At 68.3% G+C, this 24,210-nt stretch carries 24 protein-coding genes; 10 read left to right on the plus strand and 14 right to left on the minus strand.

What is annotated here, in order from left to right; all coding sequences use genetic code 11:
* Positions 1 to 305: 305 nt before the first annotated feature.
* Entirely contained in the window at positions 306 to 1,118 is an 813-nt protein-coding gene (locus E5CHR_RS01055; RefSeq protein WP_162577972.1) for a hypothetical protein, read from the plus strand.
* Between the two features lie 63 nt (positions 1,119 to 1,181).
* Here the strand turns inward: E5CHR_RS01055 and E5CHR_RS01060 are convergent, their stop codons facing one another.
* From E5CHR_RS01060 to E5CHR_RS01075, 4 genes are all read right to left on the minus strand, one after another.
* Complete coding sequence (locus E5CHR_RS01060) at positions 1,182 to 1,997, minus strand: phytanoyl-CoA dioxygenase family protein (protein ID WP_162577973.1); 816 nt, start codon at positions 1,995 to 1,997, stop codon at positions 1,182 to 1,184.
* Positions 1,998 to 2,068: 71 nt separating this feature from the next.
* A complete protein-coding gene (locus E5CHR_RS01065; protein ID WP_162577974.1) occupies positions 2,069 to 3,109 on the minus strand; it encodes an MBL fold metallo-hydrolase in 1,041 nt (346 codons plus the stop codon).
* A 14-nt stretch (positions 3,110 to 3,123) separates the two neighbouring features.
* Positions 3,124 to 3,783, minus strand: coding sequence for a peroxiredoxin (locus E5CHR_RS01070; RefSeq protein WP_162577975.1), 660 nt, complete (start codon positions 3,781 to 3,783; stop codon positions 3,124 to 3,126).
* 150 nt (positions 3,784 to 3,933) lie between these two features.
* The gene (locus tag E5CHR_RS01075) at positions 3,934 to 4,857 is read right to left on the minus strand and encodes a LysR substrate-binding domain-containing protein (protein WP_162577976.1); all 924 of its coding nucleotides are present in this window, start codon (positions 4,855 to 4,857) and stop codon (positions 3,934 to 3,936) included.
* A gap of 174 nt (positions 4,858 to 5,031) precedes the next feature.
* Between E5CHR_RS01075 and E5CHR_RS01080 the strand changes: the two genes are divergently transcribed.
* From E5CHR_RS01080 to E5CHR_RS01090, 3 genes are all read left to right on the plus strand, one after another.
* Complete coding sequence (locus E5CHR_RS01080) at positions 5,032 to 6,228, plus strand: acyl-CoA dehydrogenase (RefSeq protein ID WP_162577977.1); 1,197 nt, start codon at positions 5,032 to 5,034, stop codon at positions 6,226 to 6,228.
* A gap of 22 nt (positions 6,229 to 6,250) precedes the next feature.
* The gene (locus E5CHR_RS01085) at positions 6,251 to 7,483 is read left to right on the plus strand and encodes a CaiB/BaiF CoA transferase family protein (protein WP_162577978.1); all 1,233 of its coding nucleotides are present in this window, start codon (positions 6,251 to 6,253) and stop codon (positions 7,481 to 7,483) included.
* 94 nt (positions 7,484 to 7,577) lie between these two features.
* A complete protein-coding gene (locus E5CHR_RS01090; RefSeq protein ID WP_162577979.1) occupies positions 7,578 to 8,708 on the plus strand; it encodes a Fic family protein in 1,131 nt (376 codons plus the stop codon).
* A 9-nt stretch (positions 8,709 to 8,717) separates the two neighbouring features.
* Here the strand turns inward: E5CHR_RS01090 and E5CHR_RS01095 are convergent, their stop codons facing one another.
* A complete protein-coding gene (locus tag E5CHR_RS01095; protein ID WP_162577980.1) occupies positions 8,718 to 9,176 on the minus strand; it encodes a CopD family protein in 459 nt (152 codons plus the stop codon).
* Positions 9,177 to 9,275: 99 nt separating this feature from the next.
* Complete coding sequence (pdxR, locus tag E5CHR_RS01100; protein ID WP_162577981.1) at positions 9,276 to 10,709, minus strand: MocR-like pyridoxine biosynthesis transcription factor PdxR; 1,434 nt, start codon at positions 10,707 to 10,709, stop codon at positions 9,276 to 9,278.
* Between the two features lie 95 nt (positions 10,710 to 10,804).
* Between pdxR and E5CHR_RS01105 the strand changes: the two genes are divergently transcribed.
* Both E5CHR_RS01105 and E5CHR_RS01110 read left to right on the plus strand, forming a co-directional pair.
* Positions 10,805 to 11,551: an NAD-dependent epimerase/dehydratase family protein gene (locus tag E5CHR_RS01105; RefSeq protein WP_162577982.1), complete on the plus strand. Its 747-nt coding sequence runs from the start codon at positions 10,805 to 10,807 to the stop codon at positions 11,549 to 11,551.
* Positions 11,548 to 12,063 carry a cupin domain-containing protein gene (locus tag E5CHR_RS01110; RefSeq protein WP_162577983.1) on the plus strand — a complete coding sequence of 172 codons (516 nt, stop codon included), beginning with the start codon at positions 11,548 to 11,550 and terminating at the stop codon, positions 12,061 to 12,063. The genes E5CHR_RS01105 and E5CHR_RS01110 overlap by 4 nt, the downstream gene beginning before the upstream one ends.
* A gap of 237 nt (positions 12,064 to 12,300) precedes the next feature.
* On the opposite strand, the gene E5CHR_RS01115 is transcribed toward E5CHR_RS01110, so the two are convergent.
* The 6 genes from E5CHR_RS01115 to E5CHR_RS01140 form a co-directional block, all read right to left on the minus strand.
* On the minus strand, positions 12,301 to 13,281 hold the full coding sequence (locus E5CHR_RS01115) for a tripartite tricarboxylate transporter substrate binding protein (RefSeq protein ID WP_162577984.1): 981 nt from the start codon (positions 13,279 to 13,281) through the stop codon (positions 12,301 to 12,303).
* A gap of 46 nt (positions 13,282 to 13,327) precedes the next feature.
* Entirely contained in the window at positions 13,328 to 13,690 is a 363-nt protein-coding gene (locus E5CHR_RS01120; protein ID WP_162577985.1) for a cupin domain-containing protein, read from the minus strand.
* Positions 13,691 to 13,700: 10 nt separating this feature from the next.
* Entirely contained in the window at positions 13,701 to 14,702 is a 1,002-nt protein-coding gene (locus tag E5CHR_RS01125) for a quinone oxidoreductase family protein (protein ID WP_162577986.1), read from the minus strand.
* Positions 14,699 to 15,589: a 3-keto-5-aminohexanoate cleavage protein gene (locus E5CHR_RS01130; RefSeq protein ID WP_162577987.1), complete on the minus strand. Its 891-nt coding sequence runs from the start codon at positions 15,587 to 15,589 to the stop codon at positions 14,699 to 14,701. The genes E5CHR_RS01125 and E5CHR_RS01130 overlap by 4 nt, the downstream gene beginning before the upstream one ends.
* Positions 15,590 to 15,668: 79 nt before the next feature.
* The gene (locus tag E5CHR_RS01135; protein ID WP_162577988.1) at positions 15,669 to 16,433 is read right to left on the minus strand and encodes an SDR family NAD(P)-dependent oxidoreductase; all 765 of its coding nucleotides are present in this window, start codon (positions 16,431 to 16,433) and stop codon (positions 15,669 to 15,671) included.
* Between the two features lie 34 nt (positions 16,434 to 16,467).
* Entirely contained in the window at positions 16,468 to 17,334 is an 867-nt protein-coding gene (locus E5CHR_RS01140) for a dioxygenase family protein (protein WP_162577989.1), read from the minus strand.
* 149 nt (positions 17,335 to 17,483) lie between these two features.
* Between E5CHR_RS01140 and E5CHR_RS01145 the strand changes: the two genes are divergently transcribed.
* From E5CHR_RS01145 to E5CHR_RS01160, 4 genes are all read left to right on the plus strand, one after another.
* Positions 17,484 to 18,497 carry a LacI family DNA-binding transcriptional regulator gene (locus tag E5CHR_RS01145; protein ID WP_232061911.1) on the plus strand — a complete coding sequence of 338 codons (1,014 nt, stop codon included), beginning with the start codon at positions 17,484 to 17,486 and terminating at the stop codon, positions 18,495 to 18,497.
* A 519-nt stretch (positions 18,498 to 19,016) separates the two neighbouring features.
* Positions 19,017 to 20,660 carry a serine/threonine protein kinase gene (locus E5CHR_RS01150; protein WP_232061912.1) on the plus strand — a complete coding sequence of 548 codons (1,644 nt, stop codon included), beginning with the start codon at positions 19,017 to 19,019 and terminating at the stop codon, positions 20,658 to 20,660.
* Positions 20,651 to 21,832 carry an OmpA family protein gene (locus tag E5CHR_RS01155; protein WP_162577992.1) on the plus strand — a complete coding sequence of 394 codons (1,182 nt, stop codon included), beginning with the start codon at positions 20,651 to 20,653 and terminating at the stop codon, positions 21,830 to 21,832. Before E5CHR_RS01150 ends, E5CHR_RS01155 begins: the two co-directional genes overlap by 10 nt.
* 10 nt (positions 21,833 to 21,842) lie before the next feature.
* A complete protein-coding gene (locus E5CHR_RS01160; RefSeq protein ID WP_162577993.1) occupies positions 21,843 to 22,235 on the plus strand; it encodes a hypothetical protein in 393 nt (130 codons plus the stop codon).
* A 71-nt stretch (positions 22,236 to 22,306) separates the two neighbouring features.
* Here the strand turns inward: E5CHR_RS01160 and E5CHR_RS01165 are convergent, their stop codons facing one another.
* Together E5CHR_RS01165 and E5CHR_RS01170 are read right to left on the minus strand one after the other, a co-directional pair.
* A complete protein-coding gene (locus tag E5CHR_RS01165; protein WP_162577994.1) occupies positions 22,307 to 23,221 on the minus strand; it encodes a glutaminase in 915 nt (304 codons plus the stop codon).
* Positions 23,222 to 23,237: 16 nt separating this feature from the next.
* Positions 23,238 to 24,167, minus strand: a complete 930-nt coding sequence (locus E5CHR_RS01170) for a DMT family transporter (RefSeq protein WP_162577995.1) — start codon at positions 24,165 to 24,167, stop codon at positions 23,238 to 23,240.
* Positions 24,168 to 24,210: the final 43 nt, after the last annotated feature.

Genomic DNA, 24,210 nt, shown 5'->3' on the forward strand with positions numbered 1-24,210 from the left:
AAAAAGCAGCCGGTACTGTCCGCATGGAGTCCGGAACGGGGCTGAGCGATCCGAGCAGTGCAAACCCCTTTGCGAACGCGGAACGCGCACGAAAGCATTACCATGATTTTGTCGGTCGCTGAAATGTGATTACTTAACGTAACACTTTGTACTGTTTAACCCACTAATTTTTGGACGAGCGTCACATACAACTTGCATCACAGCTTCGCAAGTGGAGTAATGCGCAATCTGTAGTCGGATTCTCCTTCCCACAACGGGCCGGGAGGAAGCCGCAGCCGCCACTGCCCTCACTTCAAGGACCCGTCATGCAACTCTCGGAGATCAAGGAATACCAGGATCAACTCGTTCAGCAGCTGGAAGAATCCGGGCTGAATGTCAGTTTTGGCGACGATCTGTCGGTACTCCTGAAGACCTACGAAGCTGCGACAGGCACCGGCTACGTGCAACTGCCCTTCGTGCTGGACGATCCGAAGGACGCCAACCCGTACAACTTCTGGGTCTGCTTCGACGACGGCACCGCACCTGTGGCCCTGAGCGGCTTCCGGACCATGCAGAACGACTCCGCGATTCGCCGGGTTGGGGAAGCCTACAACCAGGGGGCGCTCTACCGCTGCAAGCAGAAGGAGGGCTGGCTGCCTGACACGGGTCCGAAGCTCAACGCCCATGCGCTCTTCGGCTATATCGGGGCCGGTTGGGTGCATCCTCGCTACCGCGGCCACAACCTCGCCGGCTTCATTGCACGCATCACCCAGGCCGAGGCCCTGTTGCGTACCGGCGGTACCCTGGCCATGTCTACCGCCATGACGGCCGAGGCGCTCTATCTTTCCGGCATGAACCTGCGGGCCAGCGGCCTGCATCACCTGCATGTCGAACTGGTGCTGGATGGCTACCTCGGGATCGCGGAGCACGACATGCGCCTGTATCTTTCGCACAGCACCGGGCCCGAGTTGATGCGTTTCTACGAATGCGAGCTCGCCATGCTGCGCAACGACGAGACCATTCCATGGCTTCATGGGCATGACAAGGTCCACGCCGCGGCCGTCCTGGCCGGAACCGAGCAACTTTCCGTGCTGGCCGACGAGGCACCGATCAGTTCGCTGGCCGGTCTGACGGCCTGATCTTCTTCGCCTGGCCGGGCAAGGGCGCGGGATCTGCCCACCTGGCCCTGCGAGGGCCGAGCCTCAACCCGCCATGTGACGGCGGTGGCCCACCTCGAAGTCGTTGCGGCCGCTGCGGTCCACGCCCCTGAGCAGCCACAGCGGCCGTTCCGCGAAGTTCACGGCGACGCCCGTCTTGCCGTCGGCGGGCCGCAGGTCGCGCTCGAAGACCGAGGTGGACGGCATGTAGCGCAGCGCAACGCCGGTGCGCCGCTGGTTCGAAGTGTTGGCGCGGGCGCCGTGGATCATGTAGACGTCGTGCAGCGACATCTGGCCGGGTTGCAGTTCCAGGTCCACGGCCTCGCCCTCGTCGAAGCTGCCGGCCGCCATGCGCTGGTTCAGCGTGAGGTCATCACGATCCTCGTGAAGGTGCGGATGCAGCACGCCGCCCTGGTGCGAGCGCGGGATGACGCGCAGGCAGCCGTTGGCGCGCGTCGACGGCTCCAGCGCCACCCACACCGTGCAATTGGCCAGCGGCCGGATCGGCCAGTAGTGGCCGTCCTGGTGCCAAGGAGTCTCGAAGCCTTCGCTGGCCGGCTTGCAGAAGACGTGGCAGCCCCAGAGGATCACGTCTTCACCGACAACCCCCGAAACCAACTCGACGATTTCCGGGTCCATGGCGAGCTCGAGGAACTGCCGGCTGCCGCGCACGCCCTCGCCGTTGTCGCCCTCTATATGCGCCGACACCAGCTTTTCAGGCCGCACGCCAGGGTTGCGCCGGATCAGCTCGCCCAGCGCGTCCTGCATCTGCGCCACGCGGCGGGCCTCCAGGCGGAACTCGGGGATGACCCAGCCCTCGCGCTTGTACTGGTCGATCTCGCCGGGGGAAAGTCGGGCCATGTCCGTTGTCTCCGGTTGTCCGTGGGGTGTCCGCGAGGCCGTGCGCGTCCACCGGTCGGGGGTGTTCGGGGCTAGGCTTCCTTGCCCGCCTTGAGCGGATAGCCCGCCTCGCGCCAGGCCTTCATGCCGCCATCGAGCGCCACCGCATGTTGGAAGCCCATGTTGCGCAGTGTGGCCGCGGCGAGCGTCGAGATGTATCCGAGTTCGCAGCAACTGAGGATGCGCCGAGTGGGATCGGGCAGATCCTGGTTGACGCGCAGCTCCAACTGGCCGCGCGGGAGCAGCCGTGCGCCCGGCACATGGCCGGCCTCGTAGGCCTCGCGCTCGCGCACGTCGAGCACGATGAGGTCGTCCTCGCCTGCCTCCACGCGCGCCCTGAGCTCGGCCAGGGACATGAAGGGCACCGTCGCGGCGGCTTCGGCCAACAGCCGCGCCACCGTCTTGCCGCCGCTCATGTTGGTGCGCAGCGCCTCGGTCACGTGGGTGGGCATCGTGAGGTTCAGGCTCCTCATCATCTCCACGAATTCAGTGCGCTCGCGCTTCTGCAGCCGCGGATTGCTGGCCAACTCCTCGCCGATGGTCGAGTGGGTCCGTCCCTTGTAGTCGTGTGCGGGGCAGACCTTGAGCGCCGGGTCCAGCCGCAGCACGCGGTTGAACAGGCTGTCGTAGAGCGCCTCGGGGTCGCCGCTGGGCAGGTCGGTGCGCCCGGTGGCGCCTATCAGCAGCGTGTCGCCCGTGAAGAGCCGGTCTTCCACCTGCAGGCACATCGAGTCGGCCGTGTGGCCGGGTGTGTGCAGCACCGAGAGCCTGAGCTTGCCCAGCACCAGCATTTCGCCATCGGCGAGCCGCAGTTCGACGAAGGGCGCAGGGCTGGCGCGGTGCATCACCACGGGCACCTCGAGCTGCCGCGCGAGCTCGCGCGTGGCCGAGAAATGGTCGGCGTGCGTGTGGGTGTCGATCAGGTAGCGGATGCGCACGCCGTGGCGCGCAGCCAAGCCGAGGTAGTGGTCGATCTGGCTCAGCTCCGGATCGATCAGTGCGGCGGCGCAGCTCTGGTCGCAGCCGACCAGGTAAGACTGGCAGCCGCCGGTGGCGACCTGCTCGAAGACCATGCCGCGGCCGAGGTTCAGCCGGGCTGCTTGACCACGCGCAGGTAAGGCTTGGGCGACTTCCAGCCTTCGGGGAACAGCTTCTTGGCGTCGTCGTCGGACACCGAGCCGGCGATGATCACGTCGTCGCCCTGCTTCCAGTTCGCCGGCGTGGCCACCTTGTGCTTGGCGGTCAGCTGGATGGAGTCGAGCACCCGGAGGATTTCGTCGAAGTTGCGGCCGGTGGTCATCGGGTAGGTGAGCATCAGCTTGATCTTCTTGTCGGGGCCGACGATGAAGACCGAACGCACCGTCGCGTTGGTCGCCGCGGTGCGGCCATCGGAGCTCCCCGGCTCCTCGGCCGGCAGCATGTTGTAGAGCTTCGCCACCTGCAGGTCGGTGTCGCCGATCATCGGATAGTTCGGGCGTGCACCCTGCGTTTCCTCGATGTCGTCGGACCAGCGGTCATGGGCGTCGACCGGGTCGATGCTCAGGCCGATCAGCTTGGCGTTGCGCTTGGTGAATTCGGGCTCGATCTTCGCCATGTAGCCCAGCTCGGTGGTGCACACCGGCGTGAAATCCTTGGGGTGCGAGAACAGGACCGCCCATTGGTCGCCGATCCATTGGTGAAAGTCGATGTCCCCCTTCGTCGTCTTGGCCTTGAAGTTGGGGGCTTCGTCGTTGATGCGCAGTGACATGGTCGCTCCTCGAAAAGAAATGGTGGACGACAAACGTGGGGGACGCCGTCGCGCGGCAAGACCGACAGCATAAGAGACTGTGAGGCCGGATGCCAGCCTTGAAAACGCGAGCGGCACGGCGCGCCCCATCCGGCCGGGGTGCGCATGCGTTCAGCGGCGTTCGGCGGGCGGAGCTTCGTTCGAGGTTTGCGCGACCAGCCACTTGCGGAACGCGGCAAGCGCGGGCCGCTCGTCCGTGCTCGCCGGCGTCACCAGGAAGTAGCCCCGCTCCGCGCGCAGCGGCCGGTCGCAGGCCACGGCCAGCTCGCCGCGCGCCAGCTCCGGTTCGATCAGCATGCGGGGCATCAGCGCCACCCCGAGGCCATGCGCGGCGGCCACCGCGATCATGGAGAACAGTTCGTAGCGCGGCCCGCTGCGCGCGCGCGGCGCGTCGACCTTCTGGGCGTCGAACCATTGGCGCCAGCCATCGGGCCGCGTGCTCTGCTGTAGCAGCGGCATGCGCGCGACCGCCGCGGGCGACAGTTGCGCCTTCGCGCCGAGCAAGTCGGGGCTGCAGACCGGCACGACGTCCTCGTTCAGGAGCAGCACCGAACGCGTGCCGGCCCAGTTGGCGGCCTGGGCAGGCGTGCCGGTGTAGATGGCCGCGTCGAATGGCGTCTCGTTGAAGAGAAAGGGCCGGGTGCGGGTCTCGATGTGGATGGTGATGTCGGGCTGGCGCCGGGCAAAGTCCGGCAGGCGCGGGATCAGCCAGCGGGTGGCGAAGGTGGGGACCGCCGCCAGCTGCAGCGAGCCGCCCAGGCCCTGCCGCGCCATCGCGTCGAGCGTGTCGCGCTCCATGCTGTCGAGCTGGCGTGCGGTCTGGCGCGCGTAGTCGGCGCCGGCCGGCGTCAGCGCCACGCCGTGGCGGGTGCGGCGGAACAGCGCCATGCCGAGAAAGTCTTCCAGCGCCGTGATCTGGCGCGAGACCGCGCTCTGCGTCAGCGCGAGCTCCTGCGCGGCGCGGGTGTAGCTCTCGTGCCGGGCCGCGGCCTCGAAGCAGATCAGGGCCTGGGTGGAAGGCAGTCGTCGGCGCATGGTATGCGGGTGCTACATGGATGATGGCGCCATCTCCAATGGAGATCGCTCAGGCAATTGTGCGAAGAAGTGAGCAAACCGCATAACTGGGTTCCGAATCTTCGTTTGCGCTCGAAGGGCCCGCGGCTTAGCATCGCATTCAGCTTCCCCCGCCACCTACACCGGAGACCGCACATGGCCCACGCCGCTTTCCATTGGGACGACCCGCTTCTGCTCGACCAGCAGCTCACCAGCGAAGAACGCCAGGTGCGCGATGCCGCACATGCCTACTGCCAGGGCCAGCTCGCGCCCCGCGTGCTCGAAGGCTTCCGCACCGGCGAGACCGATCCCAAGATCTTCCGCGAGATGGGCGAGCTCGGCCTGCTCGGGCCGACCATCCCCGAGCAGTACGGCGGCCCGGCGCTCAACTACGTCTGCTACGGCCTGATCGCGCGGGAAGTCGAGCGCGTCGACTCCGGCTATCGCTCGATGGCGAGCGTGCAGAGCTCGCTGGTGATGGTGCCGATCAACGAATTCGGCACCGAGGCGCAGAAGCAGAAGTACCTGCCCAAGCTGGCCACCGGCGAATGGATCGGCTGTTTCGGCCTGACGGAGCCCGACCACGGCTCCGACCCCGGCAGCATGGTGACCCGCGCCAAGAAGGTGCCGGGCGGCTATGCCCTCACCGGCGCCAAGATGTGGATCAGCAACAGCCCGATCGCCGACGTGTTCGTGGTGTGGGCGAAGGAAGTCAGCGAAGGCGGCGCAGTCGGCCCGATCCGCGGCTTCGTGCTCGAGAAGGGCATGAAGGGCCTGTCGGCCCCTGCGATCCACGGCAAGGTGGGCCTGCGTGCCAGCATCACCGGCGAGATCGTCATGGACAACGTGTTCTGCCCCGAAGAGAACGCCTTTCCGGAGGTGCGCGGCCTCAAGGGCCCCTTTACCTGCCTCAACAGCGCCCGCTACGGCATCTCCTGGGGCGCGCTCGGCGCGGCCGAAGACTGCTGGCACCGCGCCCGCCAGTACACGCTCGACCGCAAGCAGTTCGGCCGGCCGCTCGCCGCCAACCAGCTGGTCCAGAAGAAGCTGGCCGACATGCAGACCGAGATCACGCTGGGCCTGCAGGGCTGCCTGCGCCTGGGCCGCATGAAGGACGAGGGCACCGCCTCGGTCGAGGTCACTTCCCTGCTCAAGCGCAACTCCTGCGGCAAGGCCCTGGATATCGCCCGCCTGGCGCGCGACATGATGGGCGGCAACGGCATCAGCGACGAGTTCGGCGTGGCGCGCCACCTGGTGAACCTCGAGGTGGTCAACACCTATGAGGGCACGCACGACATCCATGCGCTGATCCTCGGGCGTGCGCAAACAGGCATCGCGGCGTTCTCCAACTGAAAGCCGGACCTTCAGAAACCAAATGACCCCAGCAGCACTCGACGGCATCAAGGTTCTCGATTTGTCGCGCGTCCTCGCGGGGCCGTGGTGCACGCAGATCCTCGCGGACCTGGGTGCGGACGTGGTCAAGATCGAGCGGCCCGGCGTCGGCGACGACACGCGCACCTGGGGGCCGCCCTTTCTCAAGGACGAGCACGGCGGCGACACCGACCAGGCCACCTACTTCACCTCGTGCAACCGCAACAAGCGCTCGGTCACCATCGACATGGCCACGCCCGAGGGGCAGCAGCTGCTGAAGACAATGGCGGCGCAGGCCGACATCGTGGTCGAGAACTTCAAGACGGGCGGCCTGCGGCAATACGGGCTCGATTACGAGAGCCTGCGCGCCAGCAATCCGCGCCTGGTCTACTGCAGCGTGACCGGCTTCGGCCACGACGGCCCCCATGCCTCGCGCGCCGGCTACGACCTGATGATCCAGGCCACCAGCGGCATGATGAGCATCACCGGCCGTCCCGACGGCGAGCCCGGCGGCGGTCCGCTGCGCGTGGGCGTGGCGCTCACCGATCTCTTCACCGGCGTCTATGCGGCCACGGCCATCCTGGCCGCGATCGAGGTGCGGCACCGCACCGGCGAAGGCCAGCACATCGACATGGCGCTGCTCGACGTCGGCATGGCGATCCTCGCCAACCAGGCCAGCGCCTTTCTCAACACCGGTGTCGCGCCCCAGCGCCAGGGAAACAGCCATCCGAGCCTCGCGCCCTACCAGGACTTTCACACGAAGGACGGCGCCATGCTGCTGGCCATCGGCAACAACGGCCAGTTCACCCGCTTCTGCGAGGCTGCGGGCCAGGCCGAGTGGGCGCGCGACCCGCGCTTTGCCACCAACACACTGCGCGTGCGGCACCGCGAGGTGTTGATCCCGATGATGGAGGCCGTCACCCGCACCCGGACCACCGCCGAGTGGATTGCGCTGCTCGAGGACAAGGCCGTGCCCTGCGGCCCGATCAACAACATTGCCCAGGCCTTCGAGGACGACCAGGTGAAGGCCCGCGGCCTCGCCGTGACGCTGCCGCGCAACGCGGGTGACGGCATTGCGCAGATCGCGGGCGTCGCCAGTCCGCTGCGCCTGCAAGCCACGCCGCCCGTCTTGCGCCGGGCGCCGCCTGCGCTCGGGCAGCACACCGACGAGGTGCTGGCCGAACTGGGGCTCGGAGAGTCGCAGCGTGCGGCACTGCGCGAGGCAGGGGTGATCTAGGCCCGCTGCCGGGGCTGCGGCGAATGGAGGCTTTTTCACCGCGCCATTTGCGGTGAATAGGCGGCGGTGCGGCGAGTACGCGCACAATCTCCGCATGAGCAGCGGAGAAAGCGGTAGTGGCCTCTATATCTGGGAAAACCCTGGCTGGCCGCGCCTGCGCTACGACCTCACGGCTCTTGCTGCGCCGCTGGCGGCTGTCCACGCCTCCCGGGGGCACCTGATGCGCCGCATGGCCGACGTGGGGCTGTCGCAGCGCGATGCCACCACCCTGCTGGTGCTGACCGACGATGTCGTCAAGACCAGCGAGATCGAGGGAGAGCGGCTCGACCCCGAGACGGTTCGCTCCTCCGTTGCCCGCCGGCTGGGGCTGGACATCGGCGCGCTGGCGCCTGCGGACCGGCATGTCGACGGTGTGGTCGACATGGTGCTCGACGCCACTGGTGCACACGTGCAGCCGCTCACGCGCGAGCGTCTCTTCGGCTGGCATGCGGCCCTCTTTCCCACGGGCTACAGCGGCTTGTCACCGATCCGCACGGGCGCCCGGCGTGACGATGCATCGGGGCCGATGCAGGTGGTCTCCGGCCCCGTCGGCCGCCGCAAGGTGCACTTCGAGGCGCCGCCTGCGCCGCGCCTGGACGCAGAGATGAGTCGCTTCGTCCAATGGTTCGAGCAGTCGACGGAAGGCGATCGGCTCGTGCATGCAGGTCTTGCGCACCTCTGGTTCGTCACCCTGCACCCATTCGACGATGGCAACGGCCGTATCGCACGCGCCGTCGGGGACATGGCTCTCGCTCGCGCCGATCGCTCGGGGCAGCGCTTCTACAGCCTGGCGGCCCAGATCCAGCGCGAGCGCAAGGACTACTACGAGATGCTGGAGCGTACCCAGAAGGGCTCGCTCGACGTGACGCCTTGGCTGGAATGGTTTCTGGGTTGCCTGCTGCGCGCGGTCCAGGGTGCGGAGGCGTCGCTGTCCGCCGTGCTGCTCAAGTTCCGCGCGTGGCAGCGATGGGCGGAGCTGCCGCTCAACGAGCGGCAGATCAAGCTGCTCAACCGCCTGCTCGACGGCTTCGAGGGCAAGCTCACCAGCAGCAAATGGGCCGCGATCGCCAAGTGCTCTGCCGACACGGCCTTGCGCGACATCGGCGACCTCGTGGCACGCGGGGTGTTGAAGAAGTCGGAGTCCGGCGGGCGCAGCACCAGCTACGAACTCGTCATGCAGCCCTGATGCGCCCCATCACAAGGCCCGCCCGACGATCGCCAGCGCGAACACCGCCACACCCAGCGCCAGGTTGAGCTCCACCAGCCGGCGGATCATGTCGAGCTGGGCCGCGGCCACTGGCCACTCGCGGCTGGCCACCGCGCGCAGCAGGCGCGGGTAGGGCCCAAAGCGGATGTGCAGGAACACCGCCATCATCACCAGCCCGAAAGCCAGCATGGCATGCACGCTCCAATGCACACGAGCGAAGCCGCCTGCCAGCCAGACCATGCCGAGGCCGCTGGCCAGCAGCAGGACGATGGCAACGGCCACGCCGACGAAGAAGCGCGACAGCGACTGCGCCATCATCGGCAGCCGCAACGGCGGCTGAAGAACCGCGACGGCCGAGGGACGCACGGCGAAGTGCATCACCGCCATGCCGCCCACCCAGAACGCGGCCGACAGCAGGTGAAGCAGGAGCAGGATGGCTTGGGTCATGGCCGCGCAGTTTAGGGCCTGTTAAAGCTATGCAAGGGGCGCGCCTTGATGGGCGGGCTGTGGTGAGCTTCGCGACCCCTTGCATAGCGTTAACAGGCCCTAGCCCACGACGAGCGCATTGCGCAGCCTGCCAACCAGTTGGCGCACCTCGGCCTGCGAGGCGATGTTGGTGAAGCCCATGAGCAATCCTTCGAGCGCCGGCTTTCCGGCATAGCGCTCCGACAAGGCCCGGCAATGGAGCCCGGCCCCCTGCGCGCGCCGGCTCAGCGCGGTGTCGCTGCCCAGGCCCCCGAAGCGCGCGATGAGGTGCATGCCACCGCCGCGCAGTTCCACCTGCACCGCCTCGCCGAAGGCCTTCTGCAGTTCGGCCGCGAGCATCGCGCGCCGGCGCGCATAGAGCAGCCGCATCTTCTTGATGTGGCGCGCGAAATGGCCCTCCTGGAGGAAATCGCAGACGATCGCCTGCGCAAGCTGGGGGCAGCCGTTGGAGGCGACACCGGCGGCACGCGTGCAGCGCTCGACCAACGGCTCCGGCACGACAAGGTAGGCCAGCGCCAGTCCGGGATGGAGGACCTTCGAGAAAGTGCCGGCATACAGCACGCGGTCCTGCGCGTCGAGGCTCTTCAGCGCCGGCAGCGGATGCCCGGCATAACGGTACTCGCCGTCGTAGTCGTCCTCGACGATCCAGGCCTTCGCATCCTGGGCCCACGCAAGCAGCTCCAGGCGGCGCGCCATGCTCATCGAGTAACCCAATGGTGACTGGTGCGAGGGCGTGACGACCGCCAGCTTCGCACCGGCCGCGCGGCGCAGGCCATCGGCGACGCGCAGGCCCTGCGTGTCGACGGGGACCGAGACCACGCGCAGACCGGCGCCCTGCAGCACCTCGCGCGTCGGCGGGTAGCCAGGCTCCTCCACCCAGGCGCCGTCGTGTGGCGCAAGCAGCGCGCGCGAGACCAGCGCCAGGCTCGCGCGATGCCCGGCGGTCACGACCACCTGGGCGGGGCTGCAGGCCACGCCGCGCGACACGCGCAAGTACGTCGCAATGGCCTCGCGCAGTGGCGCGTAACCGGCCGGGTCTCCGTAGTTCATGTCGGCGATGGTGGTCGCGCGGACCCTTCGGGTCGCCAGCCTCGCCCAGAGCTTGCGCGGAAAGGCATCGAGGGCCGGGATGCCGAGCTGGAACGGCGGCGGCGGCCCGACCGGCGCCAGCGTGAGAGGCCCTGGCGTGCTGCCGCGAGCCGCACGCCGCGGGGCCCGCGGCGGCAGTCGAGGCGAAATCACCGTGCCGGCCTGTCCGCGTGCAAGCAGATAGCCCTCGCCGGCCAGCTGCCCGTAGGCCAGCTCCACCGTGGAGCGCGCCACGCCGAGCTCGCTGGCCAGGCTGCGGGCCGAGGCGACCCGGGCCCCGGGGCGCAGCAGCCCTTGCTCGATGGCGTCGCGCAGCCGCTGGACGATCTGCCGGTACAGCGGCTCCGATCGGCTGCGATCGAGCGTCAGCAGGTCGGTGCGAAGAGCCCTTTCGTTGCTTATCATGGCCTGGTCATTTTCGCAATTCATGGATCTTTTGGGCAGTGCATCGTAGCCCTAAGCTGAAGGCTCGAGATTGCAAGAAAGGACCCGGAACACACATGACGCAGACGAAGATATTCCTGGCCGGTGCCACGGGCGCGATCGGCTCGGTGCTGGCGCCGCTGCTGGTGGACGCCGGCTACGCGGTGTACGGCAGTACCCGACGCGCCGAACGGGCCAGTGCGCTCGAAGCGCAGGACGTGGCGCCGGTGGTGGTCGACGTCTTTGATGCGGCGGCGCTTGCCTCGGCCCTGAAGCGCATCGCACCGGATGTCGTGATCCATCAGCTCACCGACCTGCCGCGGGATCTGGACCCCGCGCGAATGGCAGAGGCAGTGGTGCGCAATGCACGCGTTCGCAGCGAAGGTACACGGAACCTGGTCGCCGGGTCGCTTGCGGCCGGCTGCGGGCGGCTGATCGCGCAGAGCATCGCCTGGGCTTATGCGCCCGGCCCGAAACCCTTGAAAGAGGAACAGCCGCTCGACGTCACCGCCGATGACGCGCGCGGCATCACCGTGCGCGGCGTCGCAGCGCTGGAAGCGCTCGCCCTCGACACGCCGGGCCTCACGGGAACCGTGCTGCGCTACGGGCAGCTCTACGGCCCGGGCACCTCGACGCCCACGCCGCGCGGAGCCACGCCGGTGCATGTCGAAGCGGCCGCATGGGCGGCGCTGCTGGCCGTGCAGCGCGATGGGCACGGCATCTACAACATCGCCGAGGAGAGCCCCGAGCTCAGCACCGAGAAGGCAGGGCGCGAACTCGGTTGGCACGCGGCGCTGCGCTGGCCCGCGGAGGTCCTGAAATGAACCCGCTGTTCCTTGCTCCACGCCGCAATGCGGCCATTGCAGCCTTGAGCCTGGCCGCCGGGTGGATGCTGCTTGCGCCCACCGCGCCGCGATCCGCCGCGCGCTGGTTCGACGATCTGTGCAGCAGCCTGGGCCGGCCGATGTTCGCTTCGGCCCCCGCCGCAGATGGCGCAGCTGCGCGGCCGGCAACGGTGGTGAAGCCGTTGTCCTGCCAGCCCCTGCCCAACGTGCCCGGCAAGTCCCAGACCACCGTGCTGGTGGAGTTTCCGCCGCTGGCGTATTCGCCCGCGCACCGGCATCCGGGCTCCGTCACCGCGGTGGTAATCGAGGGCACGGTCCGTTCCCAGCTGCAAGGCACGCCGGCCGCCGACTACCGGGCCGGCCAGAGCTTCTTCGAGCCGCCCGGCACGCTGCACGTGTTCGCCGAGAACCCGGACCCCGCGCGCACCGCGAAGCTGCTGGCCTTCTTCGTCACCGACGAGAACTGCGGGCCTCTGACAGTCTATGAATGAGTCCGCGGCCCCGGCCGGCAGCAGCAGCCCGGGGCGTTGCGAGCGGCAGCGAACCCACAGGGCCGCGCATCCGCGTAGTCGGCCAGCTCGTTCGTCGGCAAGCTTGCGAATGCCGCCGTAGTGCTCCGGATAGTTCGGCCCGCCGCCGCCGCCGCCGGCGCTGCGGTAGCGCAGCCGGACAGCCATACGCTCGAGAGGCCGCCAGCAGTCGCCCCGAGTGCGGCAGCTTCCTGGCCATCAATCCACCTTGATGCCGGCTGCCTTCACCACCTGCTGCGCCTTGGCCGTCTCATCGACGAGGAACTTGTCGAACTGGGCCGAGGGCATGACGAAGGGCTCGGCGCCCAGCTTGTCGAGGCGGTCCTTGAGCTCGGGCGCGGCCATGATCTTCGCGACCTCCGCCTGCAGCCGTTCGATGGCCGGCCTGGGCGTCTTTGCCGGCGCGAACAGCCCGACCCAGAACAGGTACTCCGAACCCGGCACGCCGGCCTCGACCGTGGTGGGCAGCTGCGGCATCACGGCCGAGCGCTTGCCCGTACCCACCGCGAGCGCCTTGAGCTTGCCGTCCTTCACCAGCGGCAGGGCCGACACCATCGGCGCGAAGAACCAGTCGATGCGCCCGCCCATCACCTCCGTCATCGCCTCGGGCGTGCCGCGGAAGGGCACGTGCTGCGCCTGCAGGCCCGCGGCCAGGCGGAACACCTCGGCGTTCATGTGCGTGGCCGAGCCGTTGCCGGCCGAGCCGTAGTTGAAGCTGCCGGGCTTGGCCTTGACCTGCGCGACGAGGTCCTTCACGTCCGCAAAGCGGCCGGGCGCGACCACCAGCATGTTGGGCAGGCTGGCCATCGGCGTGATGCCGGCAAAGTCCTTCAGCGTGTCGTAGCTGAGGTTCGGATAGATCGACGGGTTGACCAGGTGGCCCGCCGAATGGACCAGCAGCGTGTAGCCGTCGGCAGGCGCCTTCGCCACCTGCGCGGCGCCCAGCGTGCCGCCGGCGCCGGGCTTGTTGTCGATGATCACGCTGGTGCCCAGCGCCGGGCCGAGGCGCTCGGCCACCAGCCGCGCCACGATGTCGGTGCCGCTGCCGGCGGTGAAGGGCACGACCAGCTTGATCGTCTGGCCCTTGGGCCACTCACCCTGGGCGTGGGCGCCGGTGAAGGCGCAGGCGGCCAGCGCGGCGGCGAGGAGCCGGCGGCGGCCGGAAAAAAATGGCGTCATGGGGGTGTCTCCGTCTTGAATCGTTGAAGGGAAAGGGCGAACCGGCTCAGCCGTCTGCAGGCGGCGCGTTCGCCATCACCAACGCGACCAGCACCGGCCGCGGGCTGCGGTTGACCAGCTGGCGCTTCTCGCCCGGGGCGAAGCGGCAGGAGTCGTAGGGCCCGAGCACCTGCTCGTCACGCTGGCCGTCGAGCTCGGACACGACATGCAGCTGGCCTTCGAGCACCAGGTAGAGTTTTTCGATGGGCGACCCGTCGAGCCCGGTGTGCCCGCCGGGCAGGATCTGGCTCATGCCCATCCACATCTGCGCGCTGGGCCCGGCTTCCTTGCCCTGCAGGCGCAGGCAGCGCATGTCGATATGGTTCGGCGCTTCGTACGCGGGCGCCTGGTCGAGTCGCGTGACGTGCATGGCCGCTCGCTCAGGGCCGCAGCACGACGCGGTCGGTGCTGCCGGAGAGCACCAGGCGATAGGCGTCTGCCGCTTCATCGAGCGTGAAGGCGCGCGCGACGGGGAAAGGCCTCAGGGTGCCGCGCTCGAAGCCCTCGCGCATCGCATCGAGCTGCGCGGTGGCGGCCACGCAGTCCAGCGCCAGCGAGTCGATGCCCACGTAGGTGTGCATGCCGCGGTAGAAGGCGAAGATGTCGAAGGGCACCGCGCGGTCGTGCGTGGCGATGAAGATCTGCGTCGCGCCCTTGGCCATCGCCTTGTTGCCGGCGTCGAAGTAGGCGCTGCCCACGGTGTTGTAGACGATGTCGGCGCCGCGTCCGTCCGTCAGCTCGCGCACCCGCGCGGCCACATCGCCCGCGCCGGCGTCGACCACGTCGACCGGCGCGCAGGCAAAGCCTTCGAACGGCCCGGCGCGCCGCTGCACCGCGATCACGCGCGCGCCTCCTTGCGCCGCCAGCTGTACCGCGGCCTGGCCCACCTTGCCGTTGGCGCCCAGCACCAGCACTGTCTGCCCCGCCTGCGGCATGCCGCTGCGGCGGAAGCCTTCGTAGGCGGTGACGAAGGGCACGCCCACGGCGCCGGCTTCGTCCATCGAGATGCTGCGCGGGCGCGCGTGCAGTGCAGCCACCGGCAGCGAGAGAAAGCGTGCGTGCGAGCCGTCGCGCGTGATGCCGATGTCCCCGCCCGACCCGTAGACCTCGCGGCCCACCCACTCGGTCGGGCCCGCGACCACCACACCGGCGAAGTCGCGGCCCGGGGTGCGTGGCCACACTGCCTGCGGCATCAGGCCCAGGCTGGCCTTGACGTCGCTGGGGTTCACCGCCGCCGCGCCGACGCGCACCACGGCAAACCCGGGCCTGACGGCGGGCTCGCATTGCTCCGCGATGTCGAGCTTCAAGGCATCGAGCGTGGCGGCTTTCTCGTGCACGCGCACGGCGCGGGCGGCCGCCGCGGTGTTCAGCACCGCGCTCATCGGCCGGCTCCTTCCGCGAGGCCGAGCATCGTGCGGGCCTCGCGCGGATTCGCGATCTCGCCGCCCAGGCTTTCGATGATGTCGCGCGCCTTGGCGACCAGCTGCGCATTGCTCTCGGCCAGCACGCCCTTTTCGAGGTAGATGTTGTCCTCCATGCCGACCCGCACATGGCCGCCCAGCAGCCAGGCCTGCGCCACGATCGGGAATTCCATGCGGCCGATGCCGAAGGCGCTCCAGAAGGCGCCGCGCGGCAGCATGTCGTGCGCATACATCACGGTCTGCGGCGTGGCCATGAAGCCGTACTTCACGCCCAGCACCAGCGTCCACATCGCCGGGCCGTCGAGCGTGCCGTCGGCGATCAGGTCCAGCGCCATGTGGATGTCGCCGGAGTCGAAGATCTCCAGCTCGGGCTTCACGCCGGCCTCGCGGATCACCTTGGCCATGCGGCGCACGTTCTTCGGCGTGTTGATGACCACGTCGGGACCCGAGTTCATGGTGTTGAGGTCGAGCGAGCAGACGTCGGGCTTGATCAGCGCGATGTGCTCCACGCGCTTCTCCGGCGGCAGCAGGCTGGTGCCGGGCGCATAGACCTTGGGATCGTCCTCGCTCGGGATGAAGCGGCCTCCGGGGCCGGTCGTGAGGTTGATGATCAGTTCGCGGTTCTGCTTGCGGATGCGGTCGACGACATCGCGGTAGAGCTCGACCTGCATCGAGGGCCTGCCGCTTTCGGGATCGCGCACATGGATGTGCACCTGGCCCGCGCCCGCTTCTGCTGCCGCCAGGCACTCGTCGGCGATCTGCGCGGGCGTGATCGGGAGGTGCGGCGTCTGCTCGGGCTTCACCAGATTGCCGGTGACTGCGCAGGTGATCAGTGTCCTGGTGTTCATGGTGCCCCTACGCTTGTCATTGGGTGTACTGCGCTGCCTCCCGGGGAGACCTTCGCGCATGTGGGCAGGCATGCGGCGCTCACAGGTGCCTCCCGCCATCCACCACGATGCGCGTGCCGGTCACGAAGCGCAGCGTGGTCGCCAGCGCCTCGACGGTGGCCGCCACGTCCTCGGGCGTGCCGATGCGCCCGAGCGGCGTCGTCGCCGCCATCTTGGCCTTGAAATCCTCGCCGCGGCCCGCCACGAAGCCGGATTCGACCGCGCCGGGCGAGACCGACACCACGCGCACGGCCGGCGCGAGCGCCTTGGCCAGCGCGTCGCCCACCACGTCCAGGCCTGCCTTGGCCGCCACATAGGCCAGGTTGCTGCCGACGCCGGTGAAGCCCGCGATCGAGGAGATGTTGACCACCAGCCCGTCGCCGCTGGCCTTGAGCAGCGGCACGAACGCGCGGATGGTGGCGAAGACACCGCGAAAGTTGGCGCGCAGAAGGTCGTCGATGAGCTCGTCCGTGAGGCCGTCGAGGTCGGCCGCCGGTATGGGCTGGGTGTGGCCCGCGCTGTTGACGAGGATGTCGCAGCGGCCGAGGCGCTCCTTCACGTCGGCCGCGGCCTTCTGCAGGCTGGGCGTGTCGACGATGTCGGCGCGCAGCGCGGCGTGGCGCTGTCCGGCCGCGGCAGGCAGTGCAGCGGCGCGCGCGGCGGCGTCTTCGGTGCCGCGATGCAGCAGTACGCAGGTGGCGCCGAGGGCGGCGAGGCGCTGCGCCGTCGCGTAGCCGATGGCGCCGAAGCCGCCGGTGATGACGGCCACCTTGCCGTCGAGTCGAGGTGTGGGGTCGAAGCTCATGCGATGGAGGGAAAGCGATGAAATCAAAAAAAGATCAGGGAATGGGCGGGCGCGGAAACTTCATTTCGCCGGGCTCGAGCACGAAGTCGTGCGCGAGCGTGGCGGCCTGGCCCTCGCGCTGGGGCTCGAAGCGGCCGATCAGCCGGCGCGTGACACCGAACACCGGGTCGCTCTCGAGGTTCTCGTCATCGTCTGCGAAGACCTGCGTGATCAGCACCTTGTAGCCGGGCTTGCTCACCATGAAGTGAAGGTGCGCCGGCCGGTTGGGATGCCGCTGCTGTGCGCGCAGCAGCATGCCGCAGGGCCCATCGGTGGGTACCGGATAGCCTGCCGGGCGCACGGTGCGGAAATGGAAGCGGCCCTCGGCATCGGTCTCGAAGCGGCCGCGCAGGTTCATGTTGTCCTGCTGCGGGTCCTGGTTCTCGTAGAGACCGGCCGGCGAGGCTTGCCAGGCGTCCACGATGGCCCCCGCGACGGGCCGGCCCTGCGTGTCGCGTACGACGCCCGTCACTTCGAGCGGCACGCCCGGGGTTTCGCAGCGCGCGATCGACTCGCCGGCTCGGCACAGCGGTGCATTCGCGCGCCAGAAAGGGCCGAGCAGGGCCGCGTCCGATTCGCCCTGCGGGTCCTGGTTGTTGAGCAGGGCGACCAGCGTGGAGACGCCCAGCAGGTCGGCGGCCAGGACGACCTCGTTTTTCTTTTCGCCCGTGGCCTGGCCGATGCCGACGATGAATTCCAGTGCCTGCTCGAACTCCTCTTCGCTCAGGCGCACTTCCTGGACGAAGGCGTGGAGGTGGCGGGTGAGGGCTTCCATCACGGTCCGGAGGCGCTCGTCGGGCGTGCGGGACATGGCATTGATCGCCATCCCGACCACGGAATCGGGGGTGGTCACGATATTCATGGGTGCCTTCTGGTTGGCTGCAAACGTTTGCAAATTATGCCGGGTGATCAATCTGAAGCAAAATTGCAGGGGGCCAGAGTCCCCAAGGGCAATAGGGCGATATCCGTGTATCCGTAGCTTTCAATCGTTTGCATGAAATGAGCACAAGTGTGTCCTCTCCCGTCACGATCCGCGAGGTCGCTCGCGCCGCCGGCGTGCACGTCTCGACCGTCTCGCGCGCCCTCAACCCCGACAAGCGCGGGATGATCAGCCAGGAGGTGCTGCGCGTGGTCGAGGAGGCGGCGCAGCGGCTGGGCTACCGGCCCAACCGCGCCGCATCGGCCTTGCGTACCGGCCGAACCCACACCATCGGCGTGCTGGTGCCCGACATCACCAACCCGGTGTTCCCACCCATCCTCCAGGGCATCGAGGCCAGTGCCGCGGCCCGCGGCTACTTCGTGTTCGTAACCAACGTGATGGACCCTGCGCTGGCGCGCCCGGTGGTCGAGCGCATGCTGGCGCAGCAGGTGGATGGCCTGGTGATGGCGATCGCCACCCGCGACGACCCGCTCGTCGATTACCTGCAGAAAGCCGGCATGCACACGGTGCTGGTGAATCGTGCCGACGAGAGCGGGCGGCTGCCTGCGGTGGTCAGCGATGACCGCCTGGCGATGAAGCTGGCGGTGGACCACCTGGTCGGCGCCGGCCACCGGCGCATCGCCCACCTGGCGGGGCCGCAGAACGTGCCCACCGGCGTGGCGCGTCGGCAGGGCGTCGAGCAAGCGCTGCGGGATCGTGGCCTGGAGCTGGCAGCGGTCGTCGAATGCGAGAGCTACAGCCGCGAGGCCGGCCGCCACGCCATGGAGCAACTGCTCGCCGGGCATGAGCGGCCCGAGGCCGTGGTGTGCTGCAACGACCTCGTGGCCCTGGGCGCCTACGACCTGCTGCGCGCGAAGGGGCTGCGCGTGCCGCACGACATCTCGATCACCGGCCACAACGACATGCCGCTCGTCGATATGGTCGACCCGCCGCTCACCACCATTCGCCTGCCGCACCGCGAGCTGGGCTGGCGCGCGGCCGAGATGCTGTTCGACGAGATCGAAGGCAAATCGTTGTCGGCCTCCACCGTGGTGCTGCGACCCGAGCTTGTGGTGCGCGAGTCGACCCGGCCCCGTTCGCTTTAGAGCGGAGCCGAAGCACCACGTTGGTGCGAGACTTCGTGACGAAGATCACGATGCAATTTGCAAGTTATGTGAAAAGACGTACGAGCTTTTTCACAAAGCATTAATACTTTGAGCATGAAAGAGCACGAGACGAACACGGGGTGGTGGACCGAGAAACCTGGAAGGGTCGAGCGGCCTTCGTCTTACGCATCCCTGGGCGGCGGGTCCCTCTACCGCCCAGGCAGGGGAAGCGTGTGGATCAACGCGCTGCTGATGATTGCGCTGACGGCGTCCTTCGGCTTCGCAATTCTCCGGCTGGCAGCTGCTTGAGCCGCCAGGGCTTCGACCCGGCTCGTCCACGTCATGTCGGCCACGCCTGCGTCGCCTGAAGCTGTGCGCGATCGCGCAGCCGCCCGTCCGGAAGGCCGGATGGAAGCGATCTGCCCGAGCTGCGGAGCCGCGAATCGGGTCGCGGCAAGGTTCTGCATCGGCTGCGTCACACCGCTAGCCCATCCGCCCCTGCGTGCGCAGACTCGAACCGTGCTGCAGCCCGCGTACACGGCCACCGTTGCGTCGACACGGTTGGAGGCCGCCGGCGACAAGGACGGCCGATGGATCAGCGCGCTTTCCAGGCAGGCACTTCTCGAGGGAACGACGATCGAGGGCTTCCAGATCCTGCGCCCCCTGGGCGAAGGCGGATTCGGCATCGTCTACCTGGCCTGGGACCCTGTGCTGGAGCGGCATGTGGCGCTCAAGGAGTACATGCCCTCCACGCTCGCGGTCCGCGAGGAGGACTTCCTGAATGTTTCGATGCGCTCCGAGCGCCACCGAGGCACCTTCGACGCGGGCCTCAGGAGTTTCCTGAACGAAGCCCGCCTCCTCGCCCGGTTCGACCATCCCGCGCTGCTCAAGGTCCTGCGCTTCTGGGAAGCCAACGGCACCGCCTACATGGCGATGCCCTACTACGAGGGTCCGACGCTGAAGGAAGTTCTGGCAGGCGAGCAGACCGCACCTTCGGAAGAACAGCTTCGCGAATGGCTGCATCCCCTGCTGGATGCGCTCGCGGTCATCCACCGCGAGAACTGCCTGCACCGCGACATCTCTCCCGACAACATCCTGCTCACCAGCACGGGGCCGGTCCTGTTGGACTTTGGTGCCGCCCGGCGCGTCATCAGCGACATGACGCAGAGCCTGACCGCAGTGCTGAAGCCGGGCTTCGCGCCCATCGAGCAATACGGCGGCGCGATGAGCCAGGGTCCCTGGACCGACATCTACGCATTGGCCGGGGTCGTCTACTACGCCATCTCCGGCCAATTGCCGCCAGCCTCGGCCGGTCGAGTGGTGAGTGACAGCTTCGAGCCGCTCGCGGACGTCTATGGCGGCCTTTACAGCGATCGATTCCTGCGCACGATCGACGCCTCCCTGTCGCTGCGCCCGGAAGCCAGGCCGCAGGACGTGGCGCAGTTCCGGGCATCGATCGATGCGCCGCCGATCGACGCCATCAGGCAGGTTCCGGCGCCGGCCCGGGCGCTGGCTTCGCAAGCAGGTTCACGCCCTGTGGCGAGCGTCGGCGCCGCAGCAACCGCGAAGAGCGCCGCGCCGCAGCCTCAACCCACAGCCGGTGTTGTGCCCGCCCCGGTGACGGCGCCCAAGACACCCTTGCCGCGTCGCAGGGCATTCTGGCCGGCAATGCTCTGCGCGCTCGTTCTTGCCTGCGGCGCTGCATGGTGGCTGGGCGCTCGACGGGAGCCTGCGCGAGCAGAGGCCCCAGCGCGTGTCGTGCCGGCCGCGGCAGCAGCGTCCGAGCGGCAGATGCTTCCCGAGCCGCAGGTGCTCGCAGCACCGCCCACGCAGTCCTTGAAGAAAATGGCGCCCGTTCTTTCCAGCCCTGCTGCGGCGCAGCCGTCCGAAGCCGCAGCTCGGGCAGAGACCAGTCCAAGTGCGCCTTCAAAGCCGGTCGCGGCCGTCTCGGCGCGCCCCGCCGCGATTCGAGCCAAACCCCTCGCCTCTGTGCCGCAGTCCCCCGAACCCGGGCCGCGCGCTGCTGCGCGCGTGAACGCCGATCGGGTGCCCGCCATTGCGGCGGCGAGCACGCTGCAGCGATGCAGCGACCTTGTCCTGAAATCGTCCCTGGACAGCCTGAGTCCCGACGAACTTACCTTCCAGAAGAGTCAATGCAAATAAGGCCCGATGTCTTCACATTGCCGTTGCTGTACAGCCTGCTGCTGGGCATCGGCGCATCCACGCTGGTGGGCTGCAGCACCCCGCACGTGGCCGCCGAAGCCCTGCCCTTCGACCGGGCCATCCGCGCTGCCGCTGACGGACTGCTTGAACAGGCGCAGCCGCTTTCCGGCATGTTCGCGGCGCCAGACCGGCAAGCGGTCATGCTCGATCCCACACTCGATGCCGACAGCGGCCAGCAGACCTCCGCCACGCAACAACTGGACAGCGCCATCACCGAGCGTGTTCAGCAGGGCCGGTCCTTCGAACTCATGCCCTTCGAGGCGGCCCACCTCAAGTCCGCCAAATACCTGGTCGTCGGCTCCATATCCCGCGCCGAAGGTGGGCATCGCCTCGACCTTGCGCTGCTCGATCTCAACACCGGCGGCGTGGTGGCCCAGACGTCGGTGCTGGCGCGCCTGGATGCCGCCGACATGAAGCCGATCGGCTACTACCGGGACAGCCCGGTTCTGATGAAGGACGAGACGGTGGAGGGCTACATCCGCACGACCCGCGCGCGCCCCGGCAACCAGGCCGAGGCCAGCTACCTGGGCAAGATCGGCGCGGCGGCGTCCATCAACGACGCCGCCAGGCTCTACAACAGCGGCCGCTATCGCGAGGCGCTGGTCGAATACCGGGGCCTGGCGGCAACGCCGGCCGGCAACCAGATCCGTGTCTTGAGCGGGATGTACCTGAGCAGCGTCAAGCTCGGGCGCACCGTCGAGGCCGAAAGCGCGTTCGGGCGCCTGGTCGCCTACGGGCTCGCGCAGAAGAACCTGAGCGTGAAGTTCCTCTTCAATCCGGGCAGCACGGACTTCTGGGCCGACTCCCGCCTCACCAGCGCGTATGGCATGTGGCTGCGCCAGATTGCCAGGCAGGCCAGCAACGCGAAAGTCTGCATGGACATCGTGGGCCACACGAGCAAGACGGGCCCGGAAGAGGTCAACGACAGCCTGTCCGCGCGGCGTGCCTCGTTCATCAAGCAGAAGCTGAGCGCAGAGGCCAGCGAACTGACGGCACGCACCCGCACCGTCGGCATGGGCTCGCGGCACAACCTGGTGGGCAGCGGCACCGACGATGTCGTCGACGCGCCGGATCGCCGTGTCGATTTTGCGATCGTCGACTGCACGGCCTGAGGAAAACGTCATGAATACGATGCTGAACATCGAACGCGCACTGGCTGAGCTCGATCAGGCCGTGGGCAGCGCAAAGCCGGACCGGCGGGCCGTACCCTTCTACGGGCCGACGCTTCTCGCTTCCATGAGCGAAAAAGACCAGGCCATGGCCTTGCACGCGGAACAGGCCAGGTATCAACAGGACCCTGAGGAGTCAGCGGTTCACTTCTGCCTCACGGCCGCGATTTCCCTGCTCGAAGTGAGCCAGGTGCTGCTCAAGCAGGGCACCTCCATGACCCCTCAGGAACGCGAGCGCCAGTGGAAGACGCTGGTGGTCTACACGAAGACCGCGGGCCGCTCCGCGTACCGGGCGGCATCGATCCTCGCGGACCAGAAGGACTACGAACCCCTGCGGCCCGGCTGAGCCCGCGGCGCCGTGCCGCGGTGACCGAAACGCTGCTGAGGTTCAGCCAGGCGCTGGGCGTGCGGTGGGGCTCAGAACACCGACAGCCCAGTCTTCGCCACGAACAGCTCCAGCGCCTTCCGGCCCAGCAGCGAATTGCCCGTCGCGTCGAGTGCCGGAGACCAGACGCACAGCGTGAGCCGATCGGGCACCACTGCGACGATGCCGCCGCCCACGCCGCTCTTGCAAGGCAGGCCGATCGAGAAGGCGACGTCGCCGGCGGCGTCGTAGGTGCCGCAGGTCAGCATCAGCGCATTGATGCGCCGCGCATGGCGCTCGGTGGTGATGTCGGCCTCGCCGGCGAGCGGATGGCGGCCGTCGCGGCACAGGAAGCCTGCCGCGCGTGCCAGCTGCACGCTGCTCATGCGCAGCGCGCACTGGTGGAAGTAGAGGTCGAGCACGGGCTCGACCGCGTTGTCGAGCTTGCCGAAGCTCTTCATGAAGTTGGCGAGCGCGTAGTTGCGGTAGCCGGTGGCCGCCTCGGAGGCCGCGACCTCGGCATCGAAGCCGATCGGCTCGCCGCACAGGCTGCGCATGAGCGACAGCAATTCCGCCTTGGCATCGCCGCGGCTCAGCAGGCGGTCCGCGACGGCGATGGCGCCTGCATTGATGAAGGGGTTGCGCGGCTTGCCTTGCTCGCTCTCGAGCTGCACCAGCGAGTTGAAGGGGTTGCCCGATGGCTCGCGGCCGATGCGTTCCCACAGCGTATCGCCCAGGTGCCGCATCGCCAGCGTGAGGGTGAAGAGCTTGGAGATGCTCTGGATCGAGAAGGGCATGGCGGCATCGCCGGCCGCGGCTGCTTCGCCCTGGCAGGTGCGCAGTGCGATGCCGAACTGCTGCGCCGGCACGCGCGCAAGCGCGGGGATGTAGCTGGCCACCGTGCCGGACTGCCCCAGCAGCGGGCGTATCTCTTCGTTGATCTCGTCGAGGAGAGGCTGGAATTTCATCGCTCGTCTTTGCCTGCTAGTTGGTGCCGCGAACGGTTTCGGCCTGCACCGACGGGCTCGTGCGCCGGTTCACCAGCACGAGGCCCAGCGCCACGCTCGCCAGCGCCAGCACCAATTGCAGCGTGAGCGGCTCGTCGAGCAGCACCACGCCGAACACCAGCGCGAACAGCGGCGTGAGGAAGGTGAAGGAAGAGATCCGCGTGGCCGGGTAGTGCCTGAGCATCCACATCCAGGCCAGATAGCTGGCAAAGGCGCCGATGGCGGTCTGCAGCGCGATCGAGAACCAGGCAAAGCTCGAGTAGGCGAAGCCCCAGCGTTCGCCGAGCGCGAGCGACAGCAAAGGCGACACCGCCACCGTCACCGCGATCTGATAGAAGAGCGTCTTCTCGGCACTGGCGGTTGAGAGCCGCGTGGTGCGGATCGCGAGCGTCGTCAAACCCCACAGCACGCCGCCGCCGAGCGCCAGCGCGTCGCCCAGCAGCTGGCCGGAGCTGCTGTGGCCGAAGCTCTCGCTGAAGGCGGCCACCACGCCGGTGAATGCGATCGCGAGGCCCAGCCACTGCACGCCGCGCAGCCGCTCGGTCGGCGCGAAGCGCGGCAGCAGCAGGGCCACGACGAAGGGCGAGGTGTAGAGGAACACCGTGAGCCGGGACGCCGTCGTGTGCTGCAGCCCGAGGTAGATGCAGACGAACTCGCCCGCGAACAGCAGCCCGGCGAGCAGGCCGCCTCCGAGCGTGCCATCGCGCTCGAATAGCGGCACGCGGCGCCAGAGGCACCACAGCCACAGCAGCAGGATCGCGCCCGCCATGCGGATCGAGGCCTGCCACAGCGGCGGTACCTCGGCCACGGTGGTCTTGATCAGGATCTGCTGCAGGCCCCAGAACGCGCAGCAGGCGAGCAGCAAGGAGGTGGCGCGCGTGTCGAGGTGGCTCTTGCGATCGATCATCGTTCTTGCTCTGTGGTCTTGTTGTGACTTTTCTGCTTCTGTC

Source organism: Variovorax sp. PBS-H4, from assembly GCF_901827205.1.
Lineage (GTDB): Bacteria > Pseudomonadota > Gammaproteobacteria > Burkholderiales > Burkholderiaceae_C > Variovorax.

What these genes read in the sequence shown, in the direction of transcription:
- E5CHR_RS01130 (WP_162577987.1), bottom strand. Translation starts at nt 15,589, where the DNA reads ATGAACACCAGGACACTGATCACCTGCGCAGTCACCGGCAATCTGGTG.
- E5CHR_RS01070 (WP_162577975.1), bottom strand. Translation starts at nt 3,783, where the DNA reads ATGTCACTGCGCATCAACGACGAAGCCCCCAACTTCAAGGCCAAGACG.
- pdxR (WP_162577981.1), bottom strand. Translation starts at nt 10,709, where the DNA reads ATGATAAGCAACGAAAGGGCTCTTCGCACCGACCTGCTGACGCTCGAT.
- E5CHR_RS01055 (WP_162577972.1), top strand. Translation starts at nt 306, where the DNA reads ATGCAACTCTCGGAGATCAAGGAATACCAGGATCAACTCGTTCAGCAG.
- E5CHR_RS01060 (WP_162577973.1), bottom strand. Translation starts at nt 1,997, where the DNA reads ATGGCCCGACTTTCCCCCGGCGAGATCGACCAGTACAAGCGCGAGGGC.
- E5CHR_RS01160 (WP_162577993.1), top strand. Translation starts at nt 21,843, where the DNA reads ATGAATACGATGCTGAACATCGAACGCGCACTGGCTGAGCTCGATCAG.
- E5CHR_RS01125 (WP_162577986.1), bottom strand. Translation starts at nt 14,702, where the DNA reads ATGAGCGCGGTGCTGAACACCGCGGCGGCCGCCCGCGCCGTGCGCGTG.
- E5CHR_RS01120 (WP_162577985.1), bottom strand. Translation starts at nt 13,690, where the DNA reads ATGCACGTCACGCGACTCGACCAGGCGCCCGCGTACGAAGCGCCGAAC.
- E5CHR_RS01105 (WP_162577982.1), top strand. Translation starts at nt 10,805, where the DNA reads ATGACGCAGACGAAGATATTCCTGGCCGGTGCCACGGGCGCGATCGGC.
- E5CHR_RS01080 (WP_162577977.1), top strand. Translation starts at nt 5,032, where the DNA reads ATGGCCCACGCCGCTTTCCATTGGGACGACCCGCTTCTGCTCGACCAG.
- E5CHR_RS01075 (WP_162577976.1), bottom strand. Translation starts at nt 4,857, where the DNA reads ATGCGCCGACGACTGCCTTCCACCCAGGCCCTGATCTGCTTCGAGGCC.
- E5CHR_RS01170 (WP_162577995.1), bottom strand. Translation starts at nt 24,167, where the DNA reads ATGATCGATCGCAAGAGCCACCTCGACACGCGCGCCACCTCCTTGCTG.
- E5CHR_RS01110 (WP_162577983.1), top strand. Translation starts at nt 11,548, where the DNA reads ATGAACCCGCTGTTCCTTGCTCCACGCCGCAATGCGGCCATTGCAGCC.
- E5CHR_RS01135 (WP_162577988.1), bottom strand. Translation starts at nt 16,433, where the DNA reads ATGAGCTTCGACCCCACACCTCGACTCGACGGCAAGGTGGCCGTCATC.
- E5CHR_RS01065 (WP_162577974.1), bottom strand. Translation starts at nt 3,109, where the DNA reads ATGGTCTTCGAGCAGGTCGCCACCGGCGGCTGCCAGTCTTACCTGGTC.
- E5CHR_RS01090 (WP_162577979.1), top strand. Translation starts at nt 7,578, where the DNA reads ATGAGCAGCGGAGAAAGCGGTAGTGGCCTCTATATCTGGGAAAACCCT.
- E5CHR_RS01165 (WP_162577994.1), bottom strand. Translation starts at nt 23,221, where the DNA reads ATGAAATTCCAGCCTCTCCTCGACGAGATCAACGAAGAGATACGCCCG.
- E5CHR_RS01115 (WP_162577984.1), bottom strand. Translation starts at nt 13,281, where the DNA reads ATGACGCCATTTTTTTCCGGCCGCCGCCGGCTCCTCGCCGCCGCGCTG.
- E5CHR_RS01155 (WP_162577992.1), top strand. Translation starts at nt 20,651, where the DNA reads ATGCAAATAAGGCCCGATGTCTTCACATTGCCGTTGCTGTACAGCCTG.
- E5CHR_RS01140 (WP_162577989.1), bottom strand. Translation starts at nt 17,334, where the DNA reads ATGAATATCGTGACCACCCCCGATTCCGTGGTCGGGATGGCGATCAAT.
- E5CHR_RS01095 (WP_162577980.1), bottom strand. Translation starts at nt 9,176, where the DNA reads ATGACCCAAGCCATCCTGCTCCTGCTTCACCTGCTGTCGGCCGCGTTC.
- E5CHR_RS01085 (WP_162577978.1), top strand. Translation starts at nt 6,251, where the DNA reads ATGACCCCAGCAGCACTCGACGGCATCAAGGTTCTCGATTTGTCGCGC.